Origin of the sequence: Streptomyces sp. NPDC047002, from assembly GCF_040704505.1 — a bacterium.
In the GTDB taxonomy this organism is placed as follows: domain Bacteria; phylum Actinomycetota; class Actinomycetes; order Streptomycetales; family Streptomycetaceae; genus Streptomyces.
The window spans coordinates 18,666-37,006 of record NZ_JBEYWC010000026.1 but is presented as its reverse complement, the minus strand read 5'-3'; the positions used below and the strand labels follow the sequence as shown (position 1 = coordinate 37,006).

The following is an 18,341-nucleotide window of genomic DNA, read 5'->3' as shown; positions in this document are numbered from 1 at the left end:
TGACTGCCCGTGGGGCGTCCTTTACGTTGAACGCCGAATGAAACGATTCAGCCTCACGTGTCCGATGGGGCTGCGTTGCCGCACCGGCCCGCGCGGCGGGTCCCCACCACGGGAGCTCCGAGAGATGACAGGTCAGTCCGCTGTGTCCGCGGCCAAGGCCGCGCTGAAGTCGCAGGCGATCGAGTTGCCCTCGTGGGCGTTCGGCAACTCCGGCACGCGCTTCAAGGTGTTCGCCCAGCCCGGGGTGCCCCGCTCGCCGCAGGAGAAGCTGGCGGACGCGGCGCGGGTGCACGCGCACACCGGGGTGGCCCCGACGGTGGCCCTGCACATCCCGTGGGACCGGGTCGACGACTACTCCGTGCTGGCCGCCCACGCGGGCGACCTCGGGCTGCGGCTCGGCGCCGTCAATTCGAACGTCTTCCAGGACGACGACTACAAGCTCGGCTCCGTGACCCATCCGGACCCCGCGGTGCGCCGCAAGGCGCTCGGGCACCTGCTGCAGTGCGTCGACATCATGGACGCGACGGGTTCGCGGGACCTGAAGCTGTGGTTCTCCGACGGCACCAACTACCCGGGACAGGACGACATCGCGGCCCGTCAGGGCCGGCTCGCCGAGGCGCTGTCCGCGGTCTACGAGCGGCTCGGCGAGGGGCAGCGGATGCTGCTCGAGTACAAGCTGTTCGAGCCGGCGTTCTACACCACCGACGTGCCGGACTGGGGCACGGCGTACGCGCACTGCCTCAGGCTCGGCCCGAAGGCGCAGGTGGTGGTGGACACCGGCCATCACGCGCCGGGCACGAACATCGAGTTCATCGTGGCGATGCTGCTGCGGGAGGGGAAGCTCGGTGGCTTCGACTTCAACTCACGCTTCTACGCGGACGACGACCTGATGGTGGGGGCAGCCGACCCGTTCCAGCTGTTCCGGATCATGTACGAGGTGGTGCACGGCGGGGGCCTCGCCTCGGACATCGCGTTCATGCTCGACCAGTGCCACAACATCGAGGAGAAGATCCCCGCGATCATCCGCTCGGTGATGAACGTGCAGGAGGCCACCGCCAAGGCGCTGCTCGTCGACGGCGAGGCGCTGGCGGCGGCACAGCGCGCGGGCGACGTGCTCGGCGCCAACGCCGTGCTGATGGACGCCTACAACACCGACGTGCGCCCGCTGGTGGCCGAGGTGCGCGACGAGCTCGGCGCGGACGCCGATCCGCTCGCCGCCTACCGGGCGTCCGGCTACGGCCAGAAGATCGTCGCCGACCGGGTGGGCGGTACGCAGGCGGGCTGGGGCGCCTGACGCCTCCCGCGGCACGGGGCGGGTGCGCCTGCTGCGGGGGCTGCGCGACGCGGAGGGCGCGGCCCTTCCGCGGGGCAGCTCCTCGGGGATTCCGCGGTATGCGGCAGGCGCGCTGCCCGGGGTCTCGCGGCACGCGGAAGGCGCGGCGCACGGGTTCGCGCGGCATGCGGAGGACGCGGTGCCGGGATCTCTCGGGCGGCGGATGCGGCAGGCGGGCGGGCCTCCGGTGGGTCGGTGCGCGCCGTCCCCTCCGGCGTGTCGCGCATATGATGGTGGGCCCGGGTCCGGAGTCCGGACCCCGGTCCGCGGACGGCACGGGGTGGCGGCGGGACGGGGCGAGCGAGGGCGGACGGCGTGGCGCAGACGGTGGGCATCAAGGACGTGGCCCGGCTCGCCGGCGTCTCGGTCGGCACCGTGTCCAACGTGCTCAACCGGCCCGACAAGGTCGCGGAGAGCACCCGGGTGCGGGTGCGCGCGGTGATCGACGAGCTCGGCTTCGTGCGCAGCGAGACCGCGCGGCAGCTGCGGGTCGGCACGAGCAGGATCCTGGCCATACTCGTGCTCGACATGGCGAACCCGTTCTTCGTGGCCATGGCCAAGGGCGCCGAGCGCGCGGCCCGCGAGGCGGGGCTCGGGGTGATGCTCTGCAACAGCGCGGGCAGCGCGGCCGAGGAGGCGGAGTACCTCTCCCTCTTCGCCGAGCAGCGGGTCCGGGGCGTCCTGGTCTCCCCCGCCGATCCGACGGGCCGCAACATACGGGACTTCGCGCGCCGCCGTATCCCGTACGTGCACGTGGACCGGGCGGTGCCGCGGGCCGAGGGGTGCTCGGTCTCGGTGGACGACGTGGCGGGAGGGACCCTCGCGGTACGCCATCTGCTGGCGGCGGGGCACCGCTCGGTGACCTACGTCAGCGGCCCGATGCAGCTCGCGCAGTGCCGCGACCGGCGCACGGGCGCGCTGCGTGCGCTGCGCGAGGCCGGGCTGCCCGACGACGCGCTGCGGCAGGTCGAGGCCCGGCGCCTCGACGTGGCGTCGGGGATCGACGCGGGGGCCAGGCTGCTCGGGCTGCCCGAGCGGCCGACCGCCGTGTTCTGCGCGAACGACCTGCTGGCGCTCGGCGTCCTCCAGGCCATGTACGGTGCGGGCGTCGACGTGCCGGGCGACGTCTCGATCGTCGGCTACGACGACATCGAGTTCGCAGCGGCGGCCGTCGTGCCGCTCACCTCGGTGCGCCAGCCCGCGGAGCGCATGGGCCGTACGGCCGCGGAGATGCTGATGGAGGAGACGGGCCAGGGGGCCGAGGACCACGCACACCGCGCGGTGGTCCTCCAGCCCGAACTCGTCGTCCGCAGCTCGACCCGCCGCCTGCGCTGAGACGCACCGCCGTCCACGGGGTCACGGGGTCACGGGACGATCGAGTCGATGTAGCCGCCGTCGACGCGGACCGCGGCGCCCGTGGTCGCGGAGGCGAGCGGCGAGCTGAGGTAGACGACCATGTGGGCGATCTCCTCGGGCTCGATCAGCCGCTGGAGGAGGGACTGCGGCCGGTGTTCGCGCATGAAGGCCCGCTGCGCCTCCTCCCAGGGCAGGTCGGCGTCGACCAGCTGGTAGACGAAGTCCTCGACCCCGCCGGTGTGCGTCGGCCCGGCCAGTACGGAGTTCACCGTGACGCCCGTGCCCGCGGCCGCCTTGGCGAACCCGCGCGCCACGGCGAGCAGCGAGGTCTTGGAGACGCCGTAGTGGATCATCTCGGCGGGAATGGCCACGGCGGAGTCGCTCGCGATGTACTGCACCCGCCCGAACCCGCGCTCCTTCATCCCTGGCAGATAGGCGCGGGTGAGCCGGACGCCGGAGAGCACGTTGGTCTCGAAGTAGCGGCGCCACTCGTCGTCGCTGATCTCCAGGGCGGGCTGCGCGCCGAAGACACCGAGGTTGTTGCAGAGGATGTCGGTGCGCGGCAGCGCGTCCAGCACGGCGCGGGTGCCGTCCTCGGTCGCCACGTCGCCCGGCACCCCGACGAAGTCCCCGCCCGGTGTGCCGTCGCGCAGCTGGTCGAGCGCCTTGTCGACGGACTCCTCGGTGCGGCCGTTGACGGCCACCCGGGCGCCCGCCCTGGCGAGGCCGGTGGCGATGGCGGCCCCGATGCCCCGGGTGGAGCCGGTCACGAGGGCGGTCTTTCCCGCGAGGTCGATACGCAAGGTCCCGTTCCTTCCGACTGAGTTCGTCAGGCGTGTCCGCGCGGTCGTGCGGTCGGGGCCCATTGTGGGCCCCTAGGGCGCGCTCCGCGGCCCCGCGACCCGGCCGGTGTGTCGCCCGGGCGGGTGCCCGCACCGCGGGTGCACGAACCGCCCGCAGCGCGGGCCCGCCCGCCGTCCGCGCCCTCACCGTGTCCCCGCCTCACCCCGCTCCACACCCGGCGGACTCCGCGGCCGTGCCCCGGACGTCGTCGAGGTGGTCCTCGACCCAGGTACGCACGGAGCCGAGCGGCACCGCGACGCTCTCGCCCAGCACGGTGAGCGCGTACTCCACGTGGAGCGGCACCGCCGGGTAGACCGTGCGGTCCACGAAGCCGAAGTCCTCGAGCCGCCGAAGGGTGTTCGTCAGCACCTTCGGGCTCACGCCCTGGAGCCTCTTCTGGAGGGCCCCGAAGCGCTGCGGCCCGTCTTCGAGGGCGCCGATGGCGAGCGCGGCCCACTTGTTGGCGAGGAGCGTCAGGACGTCCCGGCACGGGCAAAGGGCCGCGTAGACGTCGTGGTCCGCGTGGCTTCCCGTCGTACAGGCGACTGCCATGGTCTCGTCCTCTCGTGCGCGGAGGCGCCCGCAGCGGCACCTACTTCCCATCAGATAGTAGCCACCGTTGCGGGATACCAGTACCCCGGAGATAGCGTCGAGGTCGCGGTCGAGCGGGCGGACTCCTTGGCCCGCCCCTCCGGTCCGCCTGTCCGTTCCATCCGTTGGTGCTTTCCGGGAGAAACCGTCATGAGCAGCGAAGAAACCATGCGCGCCGTCGTCCAGGACGCCCTCGGCGGCCCCGAGGTCCTCCGCCAGGGCCGGGTGGCGAGGCCCGACCCTCTGCCCACGGAGGTCCAGGTCGAGGTGCACGCGGCCGGGGTGAACCCCGTCGACTGGAAGTCGCGGGCCGGCGGCGGCATCGCCGGTCTGCTCGGTGAACCGCCGTTCGTCCTGGGCTGGGACGTCTCGGGCGTCGTCAGCGAGGTCGGCTTCGGCGTGCACACCCTGAAGGTCGGCGACGAGGTCTACGGCATGCCGTGGTTCCCCCGCCCGGCCGGTGCGTACGCCGAGTACGTGACGGCGCCCTCCCGGCACTTCGCCCTCAAGCCGCGGAGCATCGACCACGACCGGGCGGCCGCCGTGCCGCTGGCCGCGCTCACCGCGTGGCAGGTCCTCGTCGACACGGCACACGTCGAGAAGGGCCGGCGCGTCCTCGTCCACGCCGCCGCCGGCGGCGTCGGGCACTTCGCCGTGCAGATCGCCAAACATCTGGGCGCGCACGTCATCGGCACGGCGAGCGCCGCCAAGCACGACTGGCTCCGCTCGCTCGGCGCCGACGAGGTGGTCGACTACACCTCGGTGCGTTTCGAGGACGTCGTCAGCGACGTGGACGTCGTGGTCGACCTCGTCGGCGACGAGACCGACGCGACGAGCACCCGGTCGCTTGTCACCCTGCGCAGGGGCGGCATCCTCGTGGCGGTGCCGTCCGGCGCTTCGCCCGACCTCGCCGAGCGCGCTGCGGCGCGCGGGGTGCGCGCGAGCGCCTTCCTCGTCGAGCCTGACGGCCCCGCGCTGGCCAGGATCGCCGAGCTGATCGACCTGGGCGCGATCCGGGTCGAGGTCGCGGACGTCCTGCCGCTGGACAGCGCAGCCGAGGCCCACCGACGGGGCGAGCAGGGCAGGACCCGCGGCAAGACCGTCCTGCACGTCAGGGACTGAACCAGCCGCTTCAGGTCATGCTCCGCCTTCAGGTCACGCTCCGCGCACCGGTGCCGCCACCGGCCGCGGACCGGACCTGCCGCCCTCGGGGTGTGTGCCACCGCGGGGCGGGCGCCCGTGGTCCGTCCCCGCGCGTGCCGGTCGGCGGCCCGGACGGCCCCTGACGGACTCGCCCCGCCCTTTCCCGACGGCGGTGCGCCTGCGCGCCGTCCCCGCGGCCGGGCCCGGCCGCGCACTGCCCTCGGCACCCGCGCGCGCGGGTTCCTGACCGGGCAGCGGCGGTGCCCCGGCGTCGGAGGGCGAGCCGGTCGTCACGTCGGCGACCCCGCCGTCACGCCCCGCCGTCGCGTGCGCGACGGCGGGGCCTCCGCGCGGGGCCCGGCCGCCCCCGGTCGCGGGCGGGACCGCCGCGGAGACCGGCGCCTCGGGCTCCAGCACCCTCGCCAGTCTCACCAGCGCCTGGGCGCGTGTCCCGTACCAGAGGACCTCCTCCGGGTCCCGGGCCGTGGTCACGGCCTCCTGCACCTCGCGCGCCCGCTCCGTCTGCGGCCCCCCACCGGCCATGCGCGGGCGCAGGGCCAGCAGCCTGGATCTCTCCGCCCCGTCCGGAAGCAGCCGCTCCAACTCCCCGTCCGCGAGGACGGCCGCGGCCGCGGCCGCGCGCTCCCAGACCCCCGTCGACCGCCGCAGCAGGGTGGCCGTCCTGCGCGCACGCCAGCCGGGCGGGCGGCGGTCCTCGCTCTCCGCGCCCAGGCGCAGCGGGAGCGGCAGCCGCCCCCTGAGCAGGAGCGGCTCCGCCGCCGCGAACGCGAGCAGTTCCTCCACGAGATACAGCCACACGACCGCCCGATAGCGGTTCAGACAGAAGCGCACCGGCACCAGCGCGCCCGCCCGCGCCAGCCGCAGGAACCGGCCGGGGCTGATGCCCATCAGCTCCGCGCCCCGCGCCGTGTCCACCGTCCGCACGCGCTCGCGCAGGGCGCCGGGGAAGCCCTCGGCCGCCCGGAGCCTGCCGATCTCGCTCCGCTCGACCCTGCGGGCGCCGAGCGGCCCCCGGGCCACCGCCCTTACGTGCCCGAGGTCCACGGCGAGCTCGAACTCACCGCGCCTCAGCCCCAGTTCCCGAGCGGCGCGGTCCGCGCCGAGCGGTCCCGCACCGTCAGCGCCGCCATCCCGCGTACGCGGTCCGCGCTCCGTCATATCCGCACTCCCCCGTGACAGGCGGCCCGCTGCGGCCACCGCGACTACGCTCGGTGGTCACCGTAGCCGGATCCCGCGACTCTCCGCGACGCCTGTGGACAACTCCCTGTGGACAACCCGCCGAGGGGGCGGCGGAGGGGCCACGGGCGAGGGAGCCGACGGGCCGTCACCTGCCGTCACCTGCCATCAAGGGAGGTACCGCGCTCGCGGGCAGAGACACCGAGGTGTTCGCCGACCTGGTTCACCAGCAGCGTCATCTCGTACGCGATCTGCCCGACGTCCGCCTCCGCCGTGCTGAGCACGCACAGGCAGCTGCCGTCCCCCGCCGCGGTGACGAACAGCAGCGCCTCGTCGAACTCGACCATGGTCTGCCGCGCCTCGCCGGCTCTGAAGTGGCGCCCGGAGCCGCGCGCGAGGCTCTGCAGGCCGGAGGAGACCGCGGCCAGATGCTCGGCGTCCTCTCGCAGCAGGCCCGAGCTCGCCCCTGTCACCAGACCGTCGTTGGAGAGCACCAGCGCGTGCCGTATGTGGTCGACCCGCTCCGTCAGATCGTCGAGCAGCCAGTCGAGTCCCTTGTCCGCCGCCATTCCCGCCCCTTCGTGTCCCGCCGCTCGGAGTGTGCCGCCGACCGTGCTCGTAAGCGTGGCGCACCCTCCACCCCTGGGCAAGGAGTGCCCCGCCACCGGGGAGTCGCACCCACAGGGAGGGCGCGGCGGCCGATGATGGCGGGCATGAGCGATCGAATGAACGAGGACGAGTGGCGGGCCTTCCTCTCCGAGGGCACGCGCACCGGGAAGCTGGCGACCGTCGGGGCGGACGGCGCCCCGGACCTGGCGCCCATCTGGTTCCTGGTGGACGGCGACGACCTGGTGTTCAACACGGGGAAAGAGACCGTGAAGGGCCGCAATCTGCTGCGCGAGGAACGGGCGGCCCTCTGCGTGGACGACGAGCGCCCGCCCTTCGCCTTCGTGCTGGTGCGGGGCCCGGTGGCGATCAGCGAGGACCCGGACGACCTGCTGTCCGTCGCGACCAGGGTCGCCGGGCGGTACATGGGCGCCGAACAGGCGAAGGCGTTCGGTGAGCGCAACGCGGTGCCGGGCGAACTCGTCGTGCGGCTGCGCCTCGACAAGGTCACGGCGTACGCCGCGGTGGCCGACTGAGCGCCGGGGGCGGGCGCCGACGCGCCCGCCCCCGCACCCGCGCCGAGCCCCCGGTGGCCGCTCACACGGCAAGTCACCATCGGCAGTCAGCGGTCAGTCGTCAGCAGACACCGTCAGCGGCCGAACGCCAGCGCCTCCACCGGGCCCGAGAGCGCCGCCTTGACCCTCCTGCTCACGTCGTCGGCAAGGACTTCGCTCTCCCCGTCCTCCAGGGCGTCCGCCACCGCGGCAGCCACCGCCGCCGGGTCGCTTTTCGGCACGTCGAGATCCCTGACCATGTCCGTGTCGATGTAGCCGAGGTGCACGCCCACCACCTGGGTGCCCGCCGGGGCGAGTTCGAGCCGCAGCGAGTTCGTCAGGGACCAGAACGCCGCCTTGGACGCGCTGTAGGCGCCGTGGCCTGGGAGCCACGACAGCACGGAGTGGATGTCCACGAGGGCCCCGCCGCCGTTGCGCGCAAGCACCGGCGCGAACGCCTGCGCCACGCGCAGCGCGCCGAACACGTTGACCTCGAAGAGGGCCCTGACGTCGGCCAGATCCGCGGCGACGACCTGCCCGCTGCCCGGCGCGCCCGCGTTGTTCACGACGATCGCCACGTCGCCCGCCGCCTGCGCGACCGCCGCCACCGAGTCGGGGTCGGAGACCTCCAGGGCCAGCGGGACGATCCGCGGGTCCTCCTCGGGTGCCGGCTTGCGCGCCGTCACGTACACCTTTGCCGCGCCGCGCTCGAGCAGCTCCCGGGCGAGCGCCCTGCCGAGTCCCCGCTGCCCTCCGGTGACCAGGGCCACCGACTTGTCGATCGTGGTCATGCCGCTCTCCCCATCTCTGCCCGGCCAATGCCGCGACATAAGTGAAAACGATTTGATTATGTCCCCCTGGCGTCAGGATGCTCGCTGCGATCGACAGAGTCAAGTACAGTTGGGTTATGTCTTGGATGGCGACGGAGCGGTACAGCGTGCGGCAGGCGCCGGGGAGCTTCGCCCTGGTGCAGGACCTCGTCAACACGAAGGAGATCCGGCCGTACGCCCCCGACCTGCTGGCGACCGCGGAGAGCGCGTCCGCCTGGCTCGCGGGGGCCGTGCGCGCCTGGGCCGAGACCAGCGCCACCGCAGTCCCGGACGGCGCCGACCTGCTGACCGAGCGGGAGGTGCCGAGGCTGCGGGCGCTGCGCAAGACCGTGGGCGCGCTGCTGCCCGCGGGCACGGGGCCGCGCCCTCCCGCCCCCGGCATCCCCACCACCTCGGTGCGGCTCGCCCCGGCGCCGGACGGAGGGGTGGCGGTCGTGCCCGTGGGCAGCGGCGCGGCGTGGGCCGAGTCCGCGGTCTGGGCCGAGGTCATGCGCGCGCAGTTCGAAGGGGTGTGGCCGCGGCTCAAGCTCTGCAGGAACGAGGTGTGCGGCTCCGCCTTCTACGACGCGTCCCGCAACAACAGCGGCGTCTGGCACTCCGTGCGCACCTGCGGCAACGCGGCGAACCTGCGGGCCTCGCGGGCCCGCAGGCGCGGGCAGCACCCCGAGGGCGATGCCGGGCCGGCCCCGGAGCCGCAAGGGGAGTGAACCCCTGCCGCAGCGGCCCCTCGCCGGCGCCGGGAGCATCATGGGCGCATGACACGCGATCTCGCGCAGGTACGGGAGTTCTTCGGTGAGCGGGCGGCCGGCTGGGAGGCGAAGTTCCCCGACGACGGCCCGGCGTACGCAGCCGCCGTGGACGCCCTCGGCCTGCGCCCCGGCGACCGGGTCCTCGACGCGGGGTGCGGCACGGGCCGGGCCCTGCCGCCGCTGCGCGCGGCCGTGGGCCCCGGCGGCACCGTGCTCGGCGCCGACGTCACGCCCGAGATGCTGGCGCAGGCGGCGCGGCTCGGCAGGCGGTCGAGCGGCGCGCTGCTCCACGCGGACGTCGCGGCGCTCCCGCTGCGCGCGGGGGCGCTCGACGCGGTCTTCGCCGCAGGCCTGGTCGCGCATCTGCCCGAACCGGAGCGGAACCTGCGGGAACTCGCCCGGGTGGTGCGGCCCGGCGGGGTGCTCGCCCTCTTCCACCCGGTGGGCAGGGCCGCCCTCGCGGCCCGGCAGGGACGCAGGCTCACGCCGGACGACCTGCGGGCCGAGCCCCGGCTCCGGCCGCTGCTCGCGCGCTCCGGGTGGCGGCTCACCTCGTACGCGGACGGGGACGACCGGTTCCTCGCGCTCGCGGCGCGCGAGGCGGCCGGTGTGGCTGCGAACGGCCGGGAGCGGGACGGCGCGGACGCGCCGGGCCGGCCGTAGGGACGCACCCGGACACGCGCGGGAACGGCCCTGGAACCGTCACGGCACCTGCACCGCAGCCCCCTCGACGTCCGGGTTACCGACTGGTTAGGGTCTCCGGCAGCCGACAGGACGGGAGTTGCGGGTGGCCACGACGGAGAAGCCGGCCGACGAGGACGCGCTGTACGTCCTGACGGCGGCACTGCTGACACCTGCCCAGTTCCCCTCGGTGCTCGGCGACGACTTCCCCCAGGCGTGCGCGGCCCTCGGGCTGCCGTGCGACGAGCGCGGGTACGGGCTGGTGCTGGGCCAGGACGGCGCGGGGGCCCGCTGGACCGTCGTCGTGGACGACGCTTCGGTGGTCGCCGTGGCGATCGCCGCATGGGACTGCGGCATGGAGCACGACCTCTCGCCCCGGGAGGAGACCGTGATCGCGGCCCTGCCTGGCTGGCCGCTGGCCCTGACGGTCTCGGCCCCCGGCCTGCCGGAGCCGCACGACCCGGCGGGGCCCGCCGAGCCGCTCTCACCCCCGGACACCGGCGGCTGGGGCCCCGCGCAGCGCCGGCTCGGCGCCGACGAGATCGCGGCCCAGTGGCCGGTCTGGCGCGCGGCGTTCGACTCGGCCGAGCCGGTCGCGGGGGCCGGGCCCGCACCTCAGCCTGAGGAAGAGACCGGCGCGCGGAGCCCCGGGTCGCACCCTGGAGTAGAGGTCGAGACTTCCACCGGAGAGCCGTCGGGCGCACCGGCACGGGACGGCGGCACGTCCGCGGCTGCCCCGGCGGTGACGCATCCCGCCGTGCGGCGGGTCCTCAAGAGCCTGCACGGCTATGTCGAGCAGCCGCCGCCCGTCGGCAGGGTGCGCTCCAGCTTCGCCCCCGAGGGGGCGCGCACGCTGCGCGCCGACGGACCCGGCTGGTCGTTCGTCGCACGCACCGACGACATGGCCTTCGTCCTGCTCGACGACGAGCCTGGCACCGTGCTGCCCGTGGGGCGCGGCGCCGCGCTGCCCGGCCTGCTCAGCGCGCTCGACTCCGCCGCCGTGCGCCCCGTGTGAGAGATCCGCGTGCGGTGACAGATCCGCACGGGGTGACAGATCCGCACGTGCGACGGGCCCGCACGCAGACGGCGCCGCCCGCCGTGGACAGGCGGACGGTGCCGTGTGCCGGGCCGAAGGCCCGGACGGTCATCGGGAGCGGCGGGAGTCAGCGGCCGAGCTCGCGCCTGCCGATCCTCCGCAGCCGCTTGCGCTGCGACGAGTCCAGCGCCAGGTATGCCACGGCGGGCACCCCCACCATGACGATCAGCGCGATCCAGAAGCTGGTCATGATCCACAGAACGAGGCCGACGGCCACTCCCCCGACAGCGATCTTTGCCCTTCTCGACATCTACGACGCCTCCTCTGCGGCTGTCGCCGCTCACTGCCTGATACAACGCATGGACGCGCGCATCAGTTCCACTGTGCGTCCGCCCTCAGCGGTTCGCCGACCTCGTGCAGGTGCCCGAGCGCCTGCCGGTAGGAGTCGACGAGGCCCGTCTCCGTGTACGGGATCCCGAGCGAGCCGCAGTACGCGCGCACCAGCGGCTGGGCGAGGCGCAGGTGCGGGCGCGGCATGCTCGGGAAGAGGTGGTGCTCGATCTGGTAGTTCAGCCCGCCGAGAAACCAGTCGGTCAGGACGCCGCCGCGGATGTTCCGCGAGGTCAGGACCTGCTTGCGCAGATGCCCCAGCGTCTCGTAGACCTCGGGTTCCGGCATCTGCATGCCCTTGTGGTTGGGCGCGAAGGACATCCCGAGGTGCAGCCCGAGCAGCATCTGGTGGATCAGCAGGAAGACCAGCGCCTGCGGCAGCGACAGCGTCGTGACCAGCAGGGAGACGTACGCGGCGACATGGACGAGCAGCAGCGCGGCCTCCCGTGTCCTGCGCGCGGGCGGCACGGGGCCGCCGCCGCGGGAGAAGACGGCGCGGAAGCCGTGGATCTTCAGGGCGATGCCCTCCAGCGTCGTGAGGGGGAAGAACAGCCACGCCTGGTGCCGGGTGAGCCACCCGGCGAAGCCGGAGCGGCCCGCCGCGTGGTCCCGGGTGAAGACGATCACGTCGGGGGCGACGTCCGGGTCCTTGTCGACGTGGTTGGGGTTGGCGTGGTGCTTGTTGTGCTTGTCGTTCCACCACTCCTGGCTCATGCCGAGCAGCAGGTTCGCGTGCACCAGCTGGATCAGCCGGCCCCTGGACCTGTCCGCGGTGATCTGGGCGTGCCCCGCGTCGTGCCCGATGAACGCCATGCGCGCGGTGACGACGGCGAACGGCGGCGCGAGCAGCAGCGCCCACCACGAGGGGCCGAGTGCGGCGAGCCCGTAGACGATCGCGCCGAGCGCCATCAGGCCCACGGTGACGGTGCGCGCGTACCAGCCGGTTCTGCGCTCCAGCAGCCCCTGCTCCCTGACCTGCCGCAGCAGCGGCGCGAACTCACTGCCCGTAGTCGTACGGGGTGCCGCGGCGGACACGGGCGGGGACGCGGCGGCGGGGGCGACTGCTTGGGACATGAGAGGACTCCGGTCTGTGGGCGGGCGGACTCCTCCGCACCGGACGGATGGCGGGCGCGATGACCGCGCTGACCTGAGAAAACCTAGGATCCGGGGGCGCCGGGGGGCCATGGCGGCACCACCCGGCCGCGCGACGGCCCGCCCCCGTGCCGAGGGTGGGGCTGGCCGCACCCCGTCCCGGGGCCTGGCCACACCCTGTGACCGTCCGACCGGCGGGTCGGGGGCGCGCGCCCCCCGCCGGACGCCTTCCGCACGGCGGGGCGGTGCTCGTACGGTGGGCCGGCGCCGCGCACGCGGCGCGCCACCCCGAGACGGGAGCAGCACACCCATGAGCGACCCGCGGATCCTGACCGTACGGCCCGAGCAGGGGGACTACGCCTGGACGTTCGGCGGCAGCGCGCCGGTGGCGCGGATCACGCCCGGCACCGTCCTCGACCTGTTCACCGAGGACTGCTTCGCGGGCCGGGTACGCTCGGTCGACCACCTGGTCTCCGAGGTGTGCGCGTTCCCGTTCCTCAACCCGCAGACGGGCCCTTTCCACATCGAGGGGGCGGAGCCGGGCGACACCGTGGCGGTGCACTTCGTGTCGATCGAGCCGGCGCGCGACTGGGCCGTGTCGACGACGGTCCCCCTGTTCGGGGCGCTGACGTCGACGCCGACGACGGCGACGCTCCAGGCTCCGCTGCCCGAGGTCGTGTGGATGTGGCAGCTGGACCGGGAGCGCGGGACCTGCCGGTTCGACGCGCGGGACAGCGCCTTCGCGGTCGACCTGCCGATGGACCCGATGCACGGCACCGTCGGCGTCGCGCCCGCCAACCTGGAGGTGCGCTCGGCGCTGGTACCCGACGCCCACGGCGGCAACATGGACACGCCGGAGATGCGGGCCGGAGTGACCTGCTATCTCGGGGTGAACGTCGAGGGGGCGCTGCTCAGCCTCGGCGACGGGCACGCGCGCCAGGGCGAGGGTGAGACGTGCGGGGTCGCGGTGGAGTGCGCGATGAACACGGTCGTCGTGGTGGAGCTGCTCAAGGGCGTCGCGACGCCGTGGCCGCGCATCGAGTCGGACACGCACATCATGTCGACGGGTTCCGCGAAGCCGCTTGAGGACGCGTTCCGGGTCTCGCAGCTCGACCTGGTGCGGTGGCTGGCCAGGGACTACGGGCTGTCCGAGCTGGACGCGTACCAGCTGGTCTCGCAGGCCGGGGAGGCGCCCGTCGCCAACGTCTGCGACACCAACTACACGTGCGTGGCGAAGATCCGCAAGAAGTGGCTGCCCTCCGGCGACCCGCACCGCGGGCTCCACCGCCACCTGCGGGAGACGGCGGCGCTCCTGCCCGGGCGCTGAGGCGCCCGGCAGGACCCCGGCGGTGCACGGCGCTTGCCGCGCTCCCCCGGCGGCGCGACGATGGCCGGTGTCCGGTGGATCGGGGCCCCGGGAGGCCGTGTTGACCGAGTCATGGGTGGCGCTCGGCGCCGGGGCCGACCCGGCGGAGCGGCGCAGGAAACTGGGCACGGCGTACGAGTCGTTCGCCGCGGCGGGACGGGTGGAGCGGCCGGTGCGGCCAGTGGTCGCGGCGTCCTGGCTGCGCTCGGCGCGCGCCCGGGTCAGCCCCGAGGGCACCCCGCCCGTCGAGCTGTCCGACGAGGCGCTCGCCGCCTGCCGCGACGCGCACCCGCTGGCCCGGGCGATGCCGTTGATCCGGGAGCTGACCGGCGCATACGCCACCGACGGTGAGCATCTGGTGGCGGTCTGCGACGCGCGCGGCAGGCTGCTGTGGGTGGAGGGCCACGCCGGGGTCAGGAGGCGGGCCGACGCGATGAACTTCGTGCCGGGCGCCGACTGGGCGGAGGCGGTCGCGGGCACCAACGCGCCGGGTACCGCGATCGCCGAGGACCGGCCGGTCCAGGTCTTCGCCGCCGAGCACTTCAGGCGCCGGGTGCACCGCTGGACCTGTGCGGCCGCGCCGGTGCACGACCCGGAGACGGGCCGTCTGCTGGGCGCGGTCGACATCACCGGCGGCGACCGTCTCGCGCACCCGCACAGCCTGGCCTTCGTCGGCGCGGTCGCCAGGGCGGCGCAGGCGCACCTGGCGCTCCTCGCGCCCGCCGCGCCCGCCGGGGCGGCCCGGCTCACGGCGCTCGGCAGGAACGAGGCACTGCTGGCCGTGAGCGGCCGCAGGACGGTGCTCAGCCGCCGCCACAGCGAGATCCTCACCGTACTGGCCGCGCGGCCTGAGGGCGTGTCGGGCGACGAGCTGCTGGTGGAGCTGTACGAGGACGAGTCGGTCACGCCCGTCACGCTGCGCGCCGAGCTCTCCAGGCTGCGCGCGGTCCTCGGGCCCGAGCTGCTGCGCTCGCGGCCGTACCGCCCGGCCGTCCGGGTCGACACGGACTTCGCCGCCGTCGAGCGGCTGCTGGCGTCCGGAGCGGTGACGGCGGCGGCGAACGCGTACGCGGGCCCGCTGCTGCCCGCCTCGCAGGCGCCGGCCGTGGCGCGCCTGCGGCGGCGGCTGGCCGGCCAGCTGCGCGCGGCGCTCGTCGCACGGGCCGATCCGCTGCTGCTCGCCGACTGGGTGCACAGCCCGTGGGGCGAGGACGACCTCGCGGCGTGGCGTGCGCTCGCCGCCGCGCTGCCGGGCGAGCGGCGCGCCCCTGCGCTCGCCCGCCTGCGGGAGCTGGACCGCGCCCAGCGGGGCTGACCCGCGGGCCCGGCCGTCCGGCGGGCGATGCGGACGGCCCCGGGCTGCGGATGCGGCGGGCCCTCCTTACGGTCGTGTCATGGCGGGCCGGCGGGCGCGCGCCGCGGGCCGAAGGACACGGTCGGGACATGTCAGGTGTGCCGGACGATCATCCGGGTAGGGACCACGACCCAACGGGAGGAGCGTGCATGCCTGAGCTGTTCATCGGGGGCAAGTGGACGTCGGCGGTCGAGGGCAGACTCCGGGAGATCCGGTGCCCCGCCGACGGCACCCTCGTCGCGACGGTCGACGAGGCAGGACCCCGGGACGTGGACGCCGCGATCGGCGCCGCGCGTGAGGCCTTCGACAGCGGTCCCTGGCCGCGCGCGGCGGCGGCCGAGCGCGGCCGGCTGCTGCTGCGGGTCGCAGGACTGCTGGAGCGCGACAAGGCCGCGCTCGCGCGTGCCGAGTCCCTGGACACGGGGAAACGGTTCGTCGAGAGCGAGTTCGACATGGACGACATCGCGAACTGCTTCCGGTACTTCGGCAACCTGGTGGCGGCGGGCGGCACCGACCGCCTGGTGGACACCGGGAACCCGGCCGTGGACAGCCGCGTCGTCCACGAGCCGGTGGGCGTGTGCGCGCTCATCACCCCCTGGAACTACCCGCTGCTGCAGACCGCGTGGAAGGTGGCGCCGGCGATCGGCGCGGGCAACACGTTCGTGCTGAAGCCCAGCGAGCTGACCCCGCACACCGCGATCCACCTGATGCGGCTGCTGACCGAGGCGGGGCTGCCCGACGGGGTGGCGAACCTGGTGCTCGGCCCGGGCGCCGAAGCCGGTGCGCCGCTGACCGAGGACCCGCGGGTCGACCTGGTCTCCTTCACGGGCGGACTCGTCACCGGCCGCCGCATCATGGCGGCGGCGGCCCCCACGGTGAAGAAGGTCGCGCTCGAACTCGGCGGCAAGAACCCCAACATCGTGTTCGCCGACGCCGACTACGAGACCGCCGTGGACTACGCGCTGACCGCGGTGTTCCTCCACTCGGGCCAGGTGTGCTCGGCGGGCGCGCGCCTGCTGGTGGAGGACGGCCTGCACGACCGCTTCGTGGACGACGTGGTGGAGCGCGCCAGGGCCATCCCGCTGGGCGGCCCGTTCGACGAGCACGCCAGGACGGGGCCGCTGATCTCGGCCGCGCACCGCGAGAAGGTCGAGCGGTACGTGGCGGCGGGCCTCGCGGAGGGCGCGGTGCTGCGCTGCGGCGGAAAGCGCCCGGACGGCGCGGAGTTCGCCGACGGTTTCTACTACCTGCCCACGGTGCTCGACGACTGCGCCGCCGGCATGTCGGTGGTGCGGGACGAGTCCTTCGGGCCCGTGCTGACCGTGGAACGCTTCCACACCGAGGACGAGGCCGTGGCCCTCGCCAACGACACCGTCTACGGGCTCGCGGGCGCCGTGTGGTCGCAGGACGTCGGCAAGGCGCACCGGGTGGCGTCGCGGCTGCGCGCGGGCACCGTGTGGATCAACGACTTCCAGCCCTATGTCCCCCAGGCCGAGTGGGGCGGCTACAAGCAGTCCGGCTTCGGTCGCGAACTCGGCCCCGCCGGTCTCGCCGAGTACCAGGAGGCCAAGCACGTGTGGCGCAATCTGCAGCCGGCTCCGCTGAGGTGGTTCGAGTGAGCGCTGCCGCTCCCGAGCGGGACGACCGCGACGACGACGCGTCGCTGTCGGACTTCGGCTACAAGCCCCAACTGAAGCGCACGCTGGGCAACTTCCACACGTTCGCCGCGGGCATCAGCTACATCTCGATCCTCACCGGCACCTTCCAGCTGTTCTATTTCGGTGTGGGCTTCGGCGGGCCCGCCTACTGGTGGTCCTGGCCGATGGTGTTCGTCGGCCAGCTGATGGTGGCGCTGTGCTTCTGCGAGCTGGCCGCCCGCTATCCGGTCGCCGGGTCGATCTACAACTGGTCGAAGAAGCTGGGCGGTCCGCACCTGGGCTGGCTCGGCGGCTGGATGATGGTGGCGGCCACGATGGTGTCGCTCTCGGCCGTCGCCCTGGCCTACCAGCAGACGCTGCCGCAGATCTCGTCGGTGTTCTGGGTGATCGGCGACGGCAGCCACCCCGCGGACGCGGCGAAGAACGCGGTGTTCCTCGGCTCGTGCCTGATCGTCTTCACCACCCTGGTCAACGCGTTCGGGGTGAAGCTGATGGCGCGCATCAACTCGGCAGGCGTCCTTATCGAGTTGATCGCCGCCGTGGTGCTGATCGTCCTGCTGGCCGTGCACATCACGCGCGGGCCCGCCACGATCACCCAGACCCACGGCCTCGGCCAGGGCCAGTCGATGGGCTACTTCGGCGCGTTCCTCACCGCGTCGCTCGCGTCCGCGTATGTGATGTACGGGTTCGACACGGCGTCCTCGCTCGGCGAGGAGTCGCGCAACCCGAGCCGCAACGCGCCGCGGGCCATCCTGCGCGCGCTGATCGCCTCGTTCGTCATCGGCGGCCTGATCCTGCTGTTCGCGCTGCTCGCGGTGCCGGACCTGAACTCCTCCAGACTCTCCACGGACGGACTGCAGTTCGTGGTCCTCTCGACGCTCGGCTCGTCGGTCGGACAGGCCGTGCTGTGGTGCGTCTTCATCGCCATCACCGTCTGCGAGCTTGCGGTGCACACGGCGGGCATCCGGCTCGCCTTCGCGATGGCGCGCGACAACGGGCTGCCGGCGTCGTCCGCTGTGGCCAAGGTCAGCCCGCGGTTCCAGACGCCGATCGTGCCCGCGGTGGTCATCGGTCTTGTCGCCATCGGGATCCTCGTCCTCAACATCGACCAGCCGCAGATCTTCTCCGTGGTCACCAGCATCGCGATCATCATGATCTACCTGGCCTACCTGTCGGTGACGGCACCGATGCTGTGGCAGCGGCTGCGCGGGCGGTGGCAGCCGGCCGAAGGCAAGTTCTCGCTCGGCAGGTTCGGCCTGCCGGTGAACATCGTCGCGGTCCTGTGGGGCGGCGCCATGGCGGTCAACCTCGCCTGGCCGCGCGCCAGCGTCTACAACGCGACCACCCCGCACCACTGGTACCTCCAGTGGGGCGCGTTCCTGTACATCGGGGTGATCGCCGTCGCCGGATTCGCGTACTACTGGTTCCGCAAACGGGGCCGCATCGACGTGATCGAGGGCAGCAGGGCCGTCGCCGCCGAGGCCGAGCCCGGCCCGGGACCCGAGCCCGCCGCCCCCTGACGCCGCGCGTGCGGTCCGCTCCCGGCGGGCGGGCCGTACCCG

General features: G+C 73.9%; 18 protein-coding genes. 11 read left to right on the top strand and 7 right to left on the bottom strand.

The features are described from left to right. The first annotated feature begins 124 nt into the window (after positions 1–124). Positions 125–1,294, top strand: a complete 1,170-nt coding sequence (gene rhaI, locus AB0910_RS22590; RefSeq protein WP_366746424.1) for an L-rhamnose isomerase — start codon at positions 125–127, stop codon at positions 1,292–1,294. Between the two features lie 354 nt (positions 1,295–1,648). Next, a complete protein-coding gene (locus tag AB0910_RS22585) occupies positions 1,649–2,668 on the top strand; it encodes a LacI family DNA-binding transcriptional regulator (RefSeq protein ID WP_366746423.1) in 1,020 nt (339 codons plus the stop codon). A 29-nt stretch (positions 2,669–2,697) separates the two neighbouring features. Here AB0910_RS22585 and AB0910_RS22580 read toward each other — a convergent pair whose 3' ends face one another. Next, entirely contained in the window at positions 2,698–3,492 is a 795-nt protein-coding gene (locus AB0910_RS22580) for an SDR family oxidoreductase (RefSeq protein WP_366746422.1), read from the bottom strand. A gap of 199 nt (positions 3,493–3,691) precedes the next feature. Beyond that, the gene (locus tag AB0910_RS22575; RefSeq protein WP_366746421.1) at positions 3,692–4,084 is read right to left on the bottom strand and encodes a helix-turn-helix domain-containing protein; all 393 of its coding nucleotides are present in this window, start codon (positions 4,082–4,084) and stop codon (positions 3,692–3,694) included. 189 nt (positions 4,085–4,273) lie between these two features. Between AB0910_RS22575 and AB0910_RS22570 the strand changes: the two genes are divergently transcribed. Then, positions 4,274–5,245: an NADP-dependent oxidoreductase gene (locus AB0910_RS22570; protein WP_366746420.1), complete on the top strand. Its 972-nt coding sequence runs from the start codon at positions 4,274–4,276 to the stop codon at positions 5,243–5,245. A gap of 33 nt (positions 5,246–5,278) precedes the next feature. Here AB0910_RS22570 and AB0910_RS22565 read toward each other — a convergent pair whose 3' ends face one another. Beyond that, on the bottom strand, positions 5,279–6,445 hold the full coding sequence (locus AB0910_RS22565; RefSeq protein WP_366746419.1) for a DUF6397 family protein: 1,167 nt from the start codon (positions 6,443–6,445) through the stop codon (positions 5,279–5,281). A 176-nt stretch (positions 6,446–6,621) separates the two neighbouring features. Continuing rightward, positions 6,622–7,032, bottom strand: a complete 411-nt coding sequence (locus tag AB0910_RS22560; protein WP_366746418.1) for a roadblock/LC7 domain-containing protein — start codon at positions 7,030–7,032, stop codon at positions 6,622–6,624. Between the two features lie 144 nt (positions 7,033–7,176). On the opposite strand from AB0910_RS22560, the gene AB0910_RS22555 reads away from it, so the two are divergent. Next, on the top strand, positions 7,177–7,605 hold the full coding sequence (locus tag AB0910_RS22555) for a PPOX class F420-dependent oxidoreductase (protein WP_366746417.1): 429 nt from the start codon (positions 7,177–7,179) through the stop codon (positions 7,603–7,605). 113 nt (positions 7,606–7,718) lie between these two features. Here the strand turns inward: AB0910_RS22555 and AB0910_RS22550 are convergent, their stop codons facing one another. Continuing rightward, positions 7,719–8,414, bottom strand: a complete 696-nt coding sequence (locus AB0910_RS22550) for an SDR family oxidoreductase (protein WP_366746416.1) — start codon at positions 8,412–8,414, stop codon at positions 7,719–7,721. Between the two features lie 116 nt (positions 8,415–8,530). On the opposite strand from AB0910_RS22550, the gene AB0910_RS22545 reads away from it, so the two are divergent. The 3 genes from AB0910_RS22545 to AB0910_RS22535 all read left to right on the top strand — a co-directional run bounded on the left by AB0910_RS22545 (position 8,531) and on the right by AB0910_RS22535 (position 10,898). Beyond that, positions 8,531–9,160, top strand: coding sequence for a CGNR zinc finger domain-containing protein (locus tag AB0910_RS22545; protein WP_366746415.1), 630 nt, complete (start codon positions 8,531–8,533; stop codon positions 9,158–9,160). Positions 9,161–9,208: 48 nt separating this feature from the next. Then, positions 9,209–9,865, top strand: a complete 657-nt coding sequence (locus tag AB0910_RS22540; protein ID WP_366746414.1) for a class I SAM-dependent methyltransferase — start codon at positions 9,209–9,211, stop codon at positions 9,863–9,865. A gap of 124 nt (positions 9,866–9,989) precedes the next feature. Next, positions 9,990–10,898, top strand: a complete 909-nt coding sequence (locus AB0910_RS22535; protein ID WP_366746413.1) for a hypothetical protein — start codon at positions 9,990–9,992, stop codon at positions 10,896–10,898. A 148-nt stretch (positions 10,899–11,046) separates the two neighbouring features. On the opposite strand, the gene AB0910_RS22530 is transcribed toward AB0910_RS22535, so the two are convergent. Beyond that, complete coding sequence (locus tag AB0910_RS22530; RefSeq protein WP_366746412.1) at positions 11,047–11,229, bottom strand: hypothetical protein; 183 nt, start codon at positions 11,227–11,229, stop codon at positions 11,047–11,049. A gap of 62 nt (positions 11,230–11,291) precedes the next feature. Then, positions 11,292–12,383 (bottom strand): acyl-CoA desaturase, encoded by a 1,092-nt coding sequence (locus AB0910_RS22525; protein ID WP_366746411.1) that lies wholly within the window; start codon positions 12,381–12,383, stop codon positions 11,292–11,294. Positions 12,384–12,711: 328 nt separating this feature from the next. Between AB0910_RS22525 and AB0910_RS22520 the strand changes: the two genes are divergently transcribed. From AB0910_RS22520 to AB0910_RS22505, 4 genes are all read left to right on the top strand, one after another. Further along, positions 12,712–13,728, top strand: a complete 1,017-nt coding sequence (locus AB0910_RS22520) for an acetamidase/formamidase family protein (RefSeq protein ID WP_366746410.1) — start codon at positions 12,712–12,714, stop codon at positions 13,726–13,728. Positions 13,729–13,828: 100 nt separating this feature from the next. Then, positions 13,829–15,082 (top strand): GAF domain-containing protein, encoded by a 1,254-nt coding sequence (locus tag AB0910_RS22515; protein WP_366746409.1) that lies wholly within the window; start codon positions 13,829–13,831, stop codon positions 15,080–15,082. Between the two features lie 188 nt (positions 15,083–15,270). Then, positions 15,271–16,740, top strand: coding sequence for an aldehyde dehydrogenase family protein (locus tag AB0910_RS22510; protein ID WP_366746408.1), 1,470 nt, complete (start codon positions 15,271–15,273; stop codon positions 16,738–16,740). Continuing rightward, complete coding sequence (locus AB0910_RS22505) at positions 16,737–18,299, top strand: amino acid permease (RefSeq protein WP_366746407.1); 1,563 nt, start codon at positions 16,737–16,739, stop codon at positions 18,297–18,299. Before AB0910_RS22510 ends, AB0910_RS22505 begins: the two co-directional genes overlap by 4 nt. Positions 18,300–18,341: the final 42 nt, after the last annotated feature.

Coding starts and splice junctions, on each gene's coding strand:
- rhaI (WP_366746424.1), top strand. CDS start 125: ATGACAGGTCAGTCCGCTGTGTCCGCGGCCAAGGCCGCGCTGAAGTCG.
- AB0910_RS22575 (WP_366746421.1), bottom strand. CDS start 4,084: ATGGCAGTCGCCTGTACGACGGGAAGCCACGCGGACCACGACGTCTAC.
- AB0910_RS22570 (WP_366746420.1), top strand. CDS start 4,274: ATGAGCAGCGAAGAAACCATGCGCGCCGTCGTCCAGGACGCCCTCGGC.
- AB0910_RS22565 (WP_366746419.1), bottom strand. CDS start 6,445: ATGACGGAGCGCGGACCGCGTACGCGGGATGGCGGCGCTGACGGTGCG.
- AB0910_RS22560 (WP_366746418.1), bottom strand. CDS start 7,032: ATGGCGGCGGACAAGGGACTCGACTGGCTGCTCGACGATCTGACGGAG.
- AB0910_RS22555 (WP_366746417.1), top strand. CDS start 7,177: ATGAGCGATCGAATGAACGAGGACGAGTGGCGGGCCTTCCTCTCCGAG.
- AB0910_RS22550 (WP_366746416.1), bottom strand. CDS start 8,414: ATGACCACGATCGACAAGTCGGTGGCCCTGGTCACCGGAGGGCAGCGG.
- AB0910_RS22545 (WP_366746415.1), top strand. CDS start 8,531: ATGTCTTGGATGGCGACGGAGCGGTACAGCGTGCGGCAGGCGCCGGGG.
- AB0910_RS22540 (WP_366746414.1), top strand. CDS start 9,209: ATGACACGCGATCTCGCGCAGGTACGGGAGTTCTTCGGTGAGCGGGCG.
- AB0910_RS22530 (WP_366746412.1), bottom strand. CDS start 11,229: ATGTCGAGAAGGGCAAAGATCGCTGTCGGGGGAGTGGCCGTCGGCCTC.
- AB0910_RS22525 (WP_366746411.1), bottom strand. CDS start 12,383: ATGTCCCAAGCAGTCGCCCCCGCCGCCGCGTCCCCGCCCGTGTCCGCC.
- AB0910_RS22520 (WP_366746410.1), top strand. CDS start 12,712: ATGAGCGACCCGCGGATCCTGACCGTACGGCCCGAGCAGGGGGACTAC.
- AB0910_RS22510 (WP_366746408.1), top strand. CDS start 15,271: ATGCCTGAGCTGTTCATCGGGGGCAAGTGGACGTCGGCGGTCGAGGGC.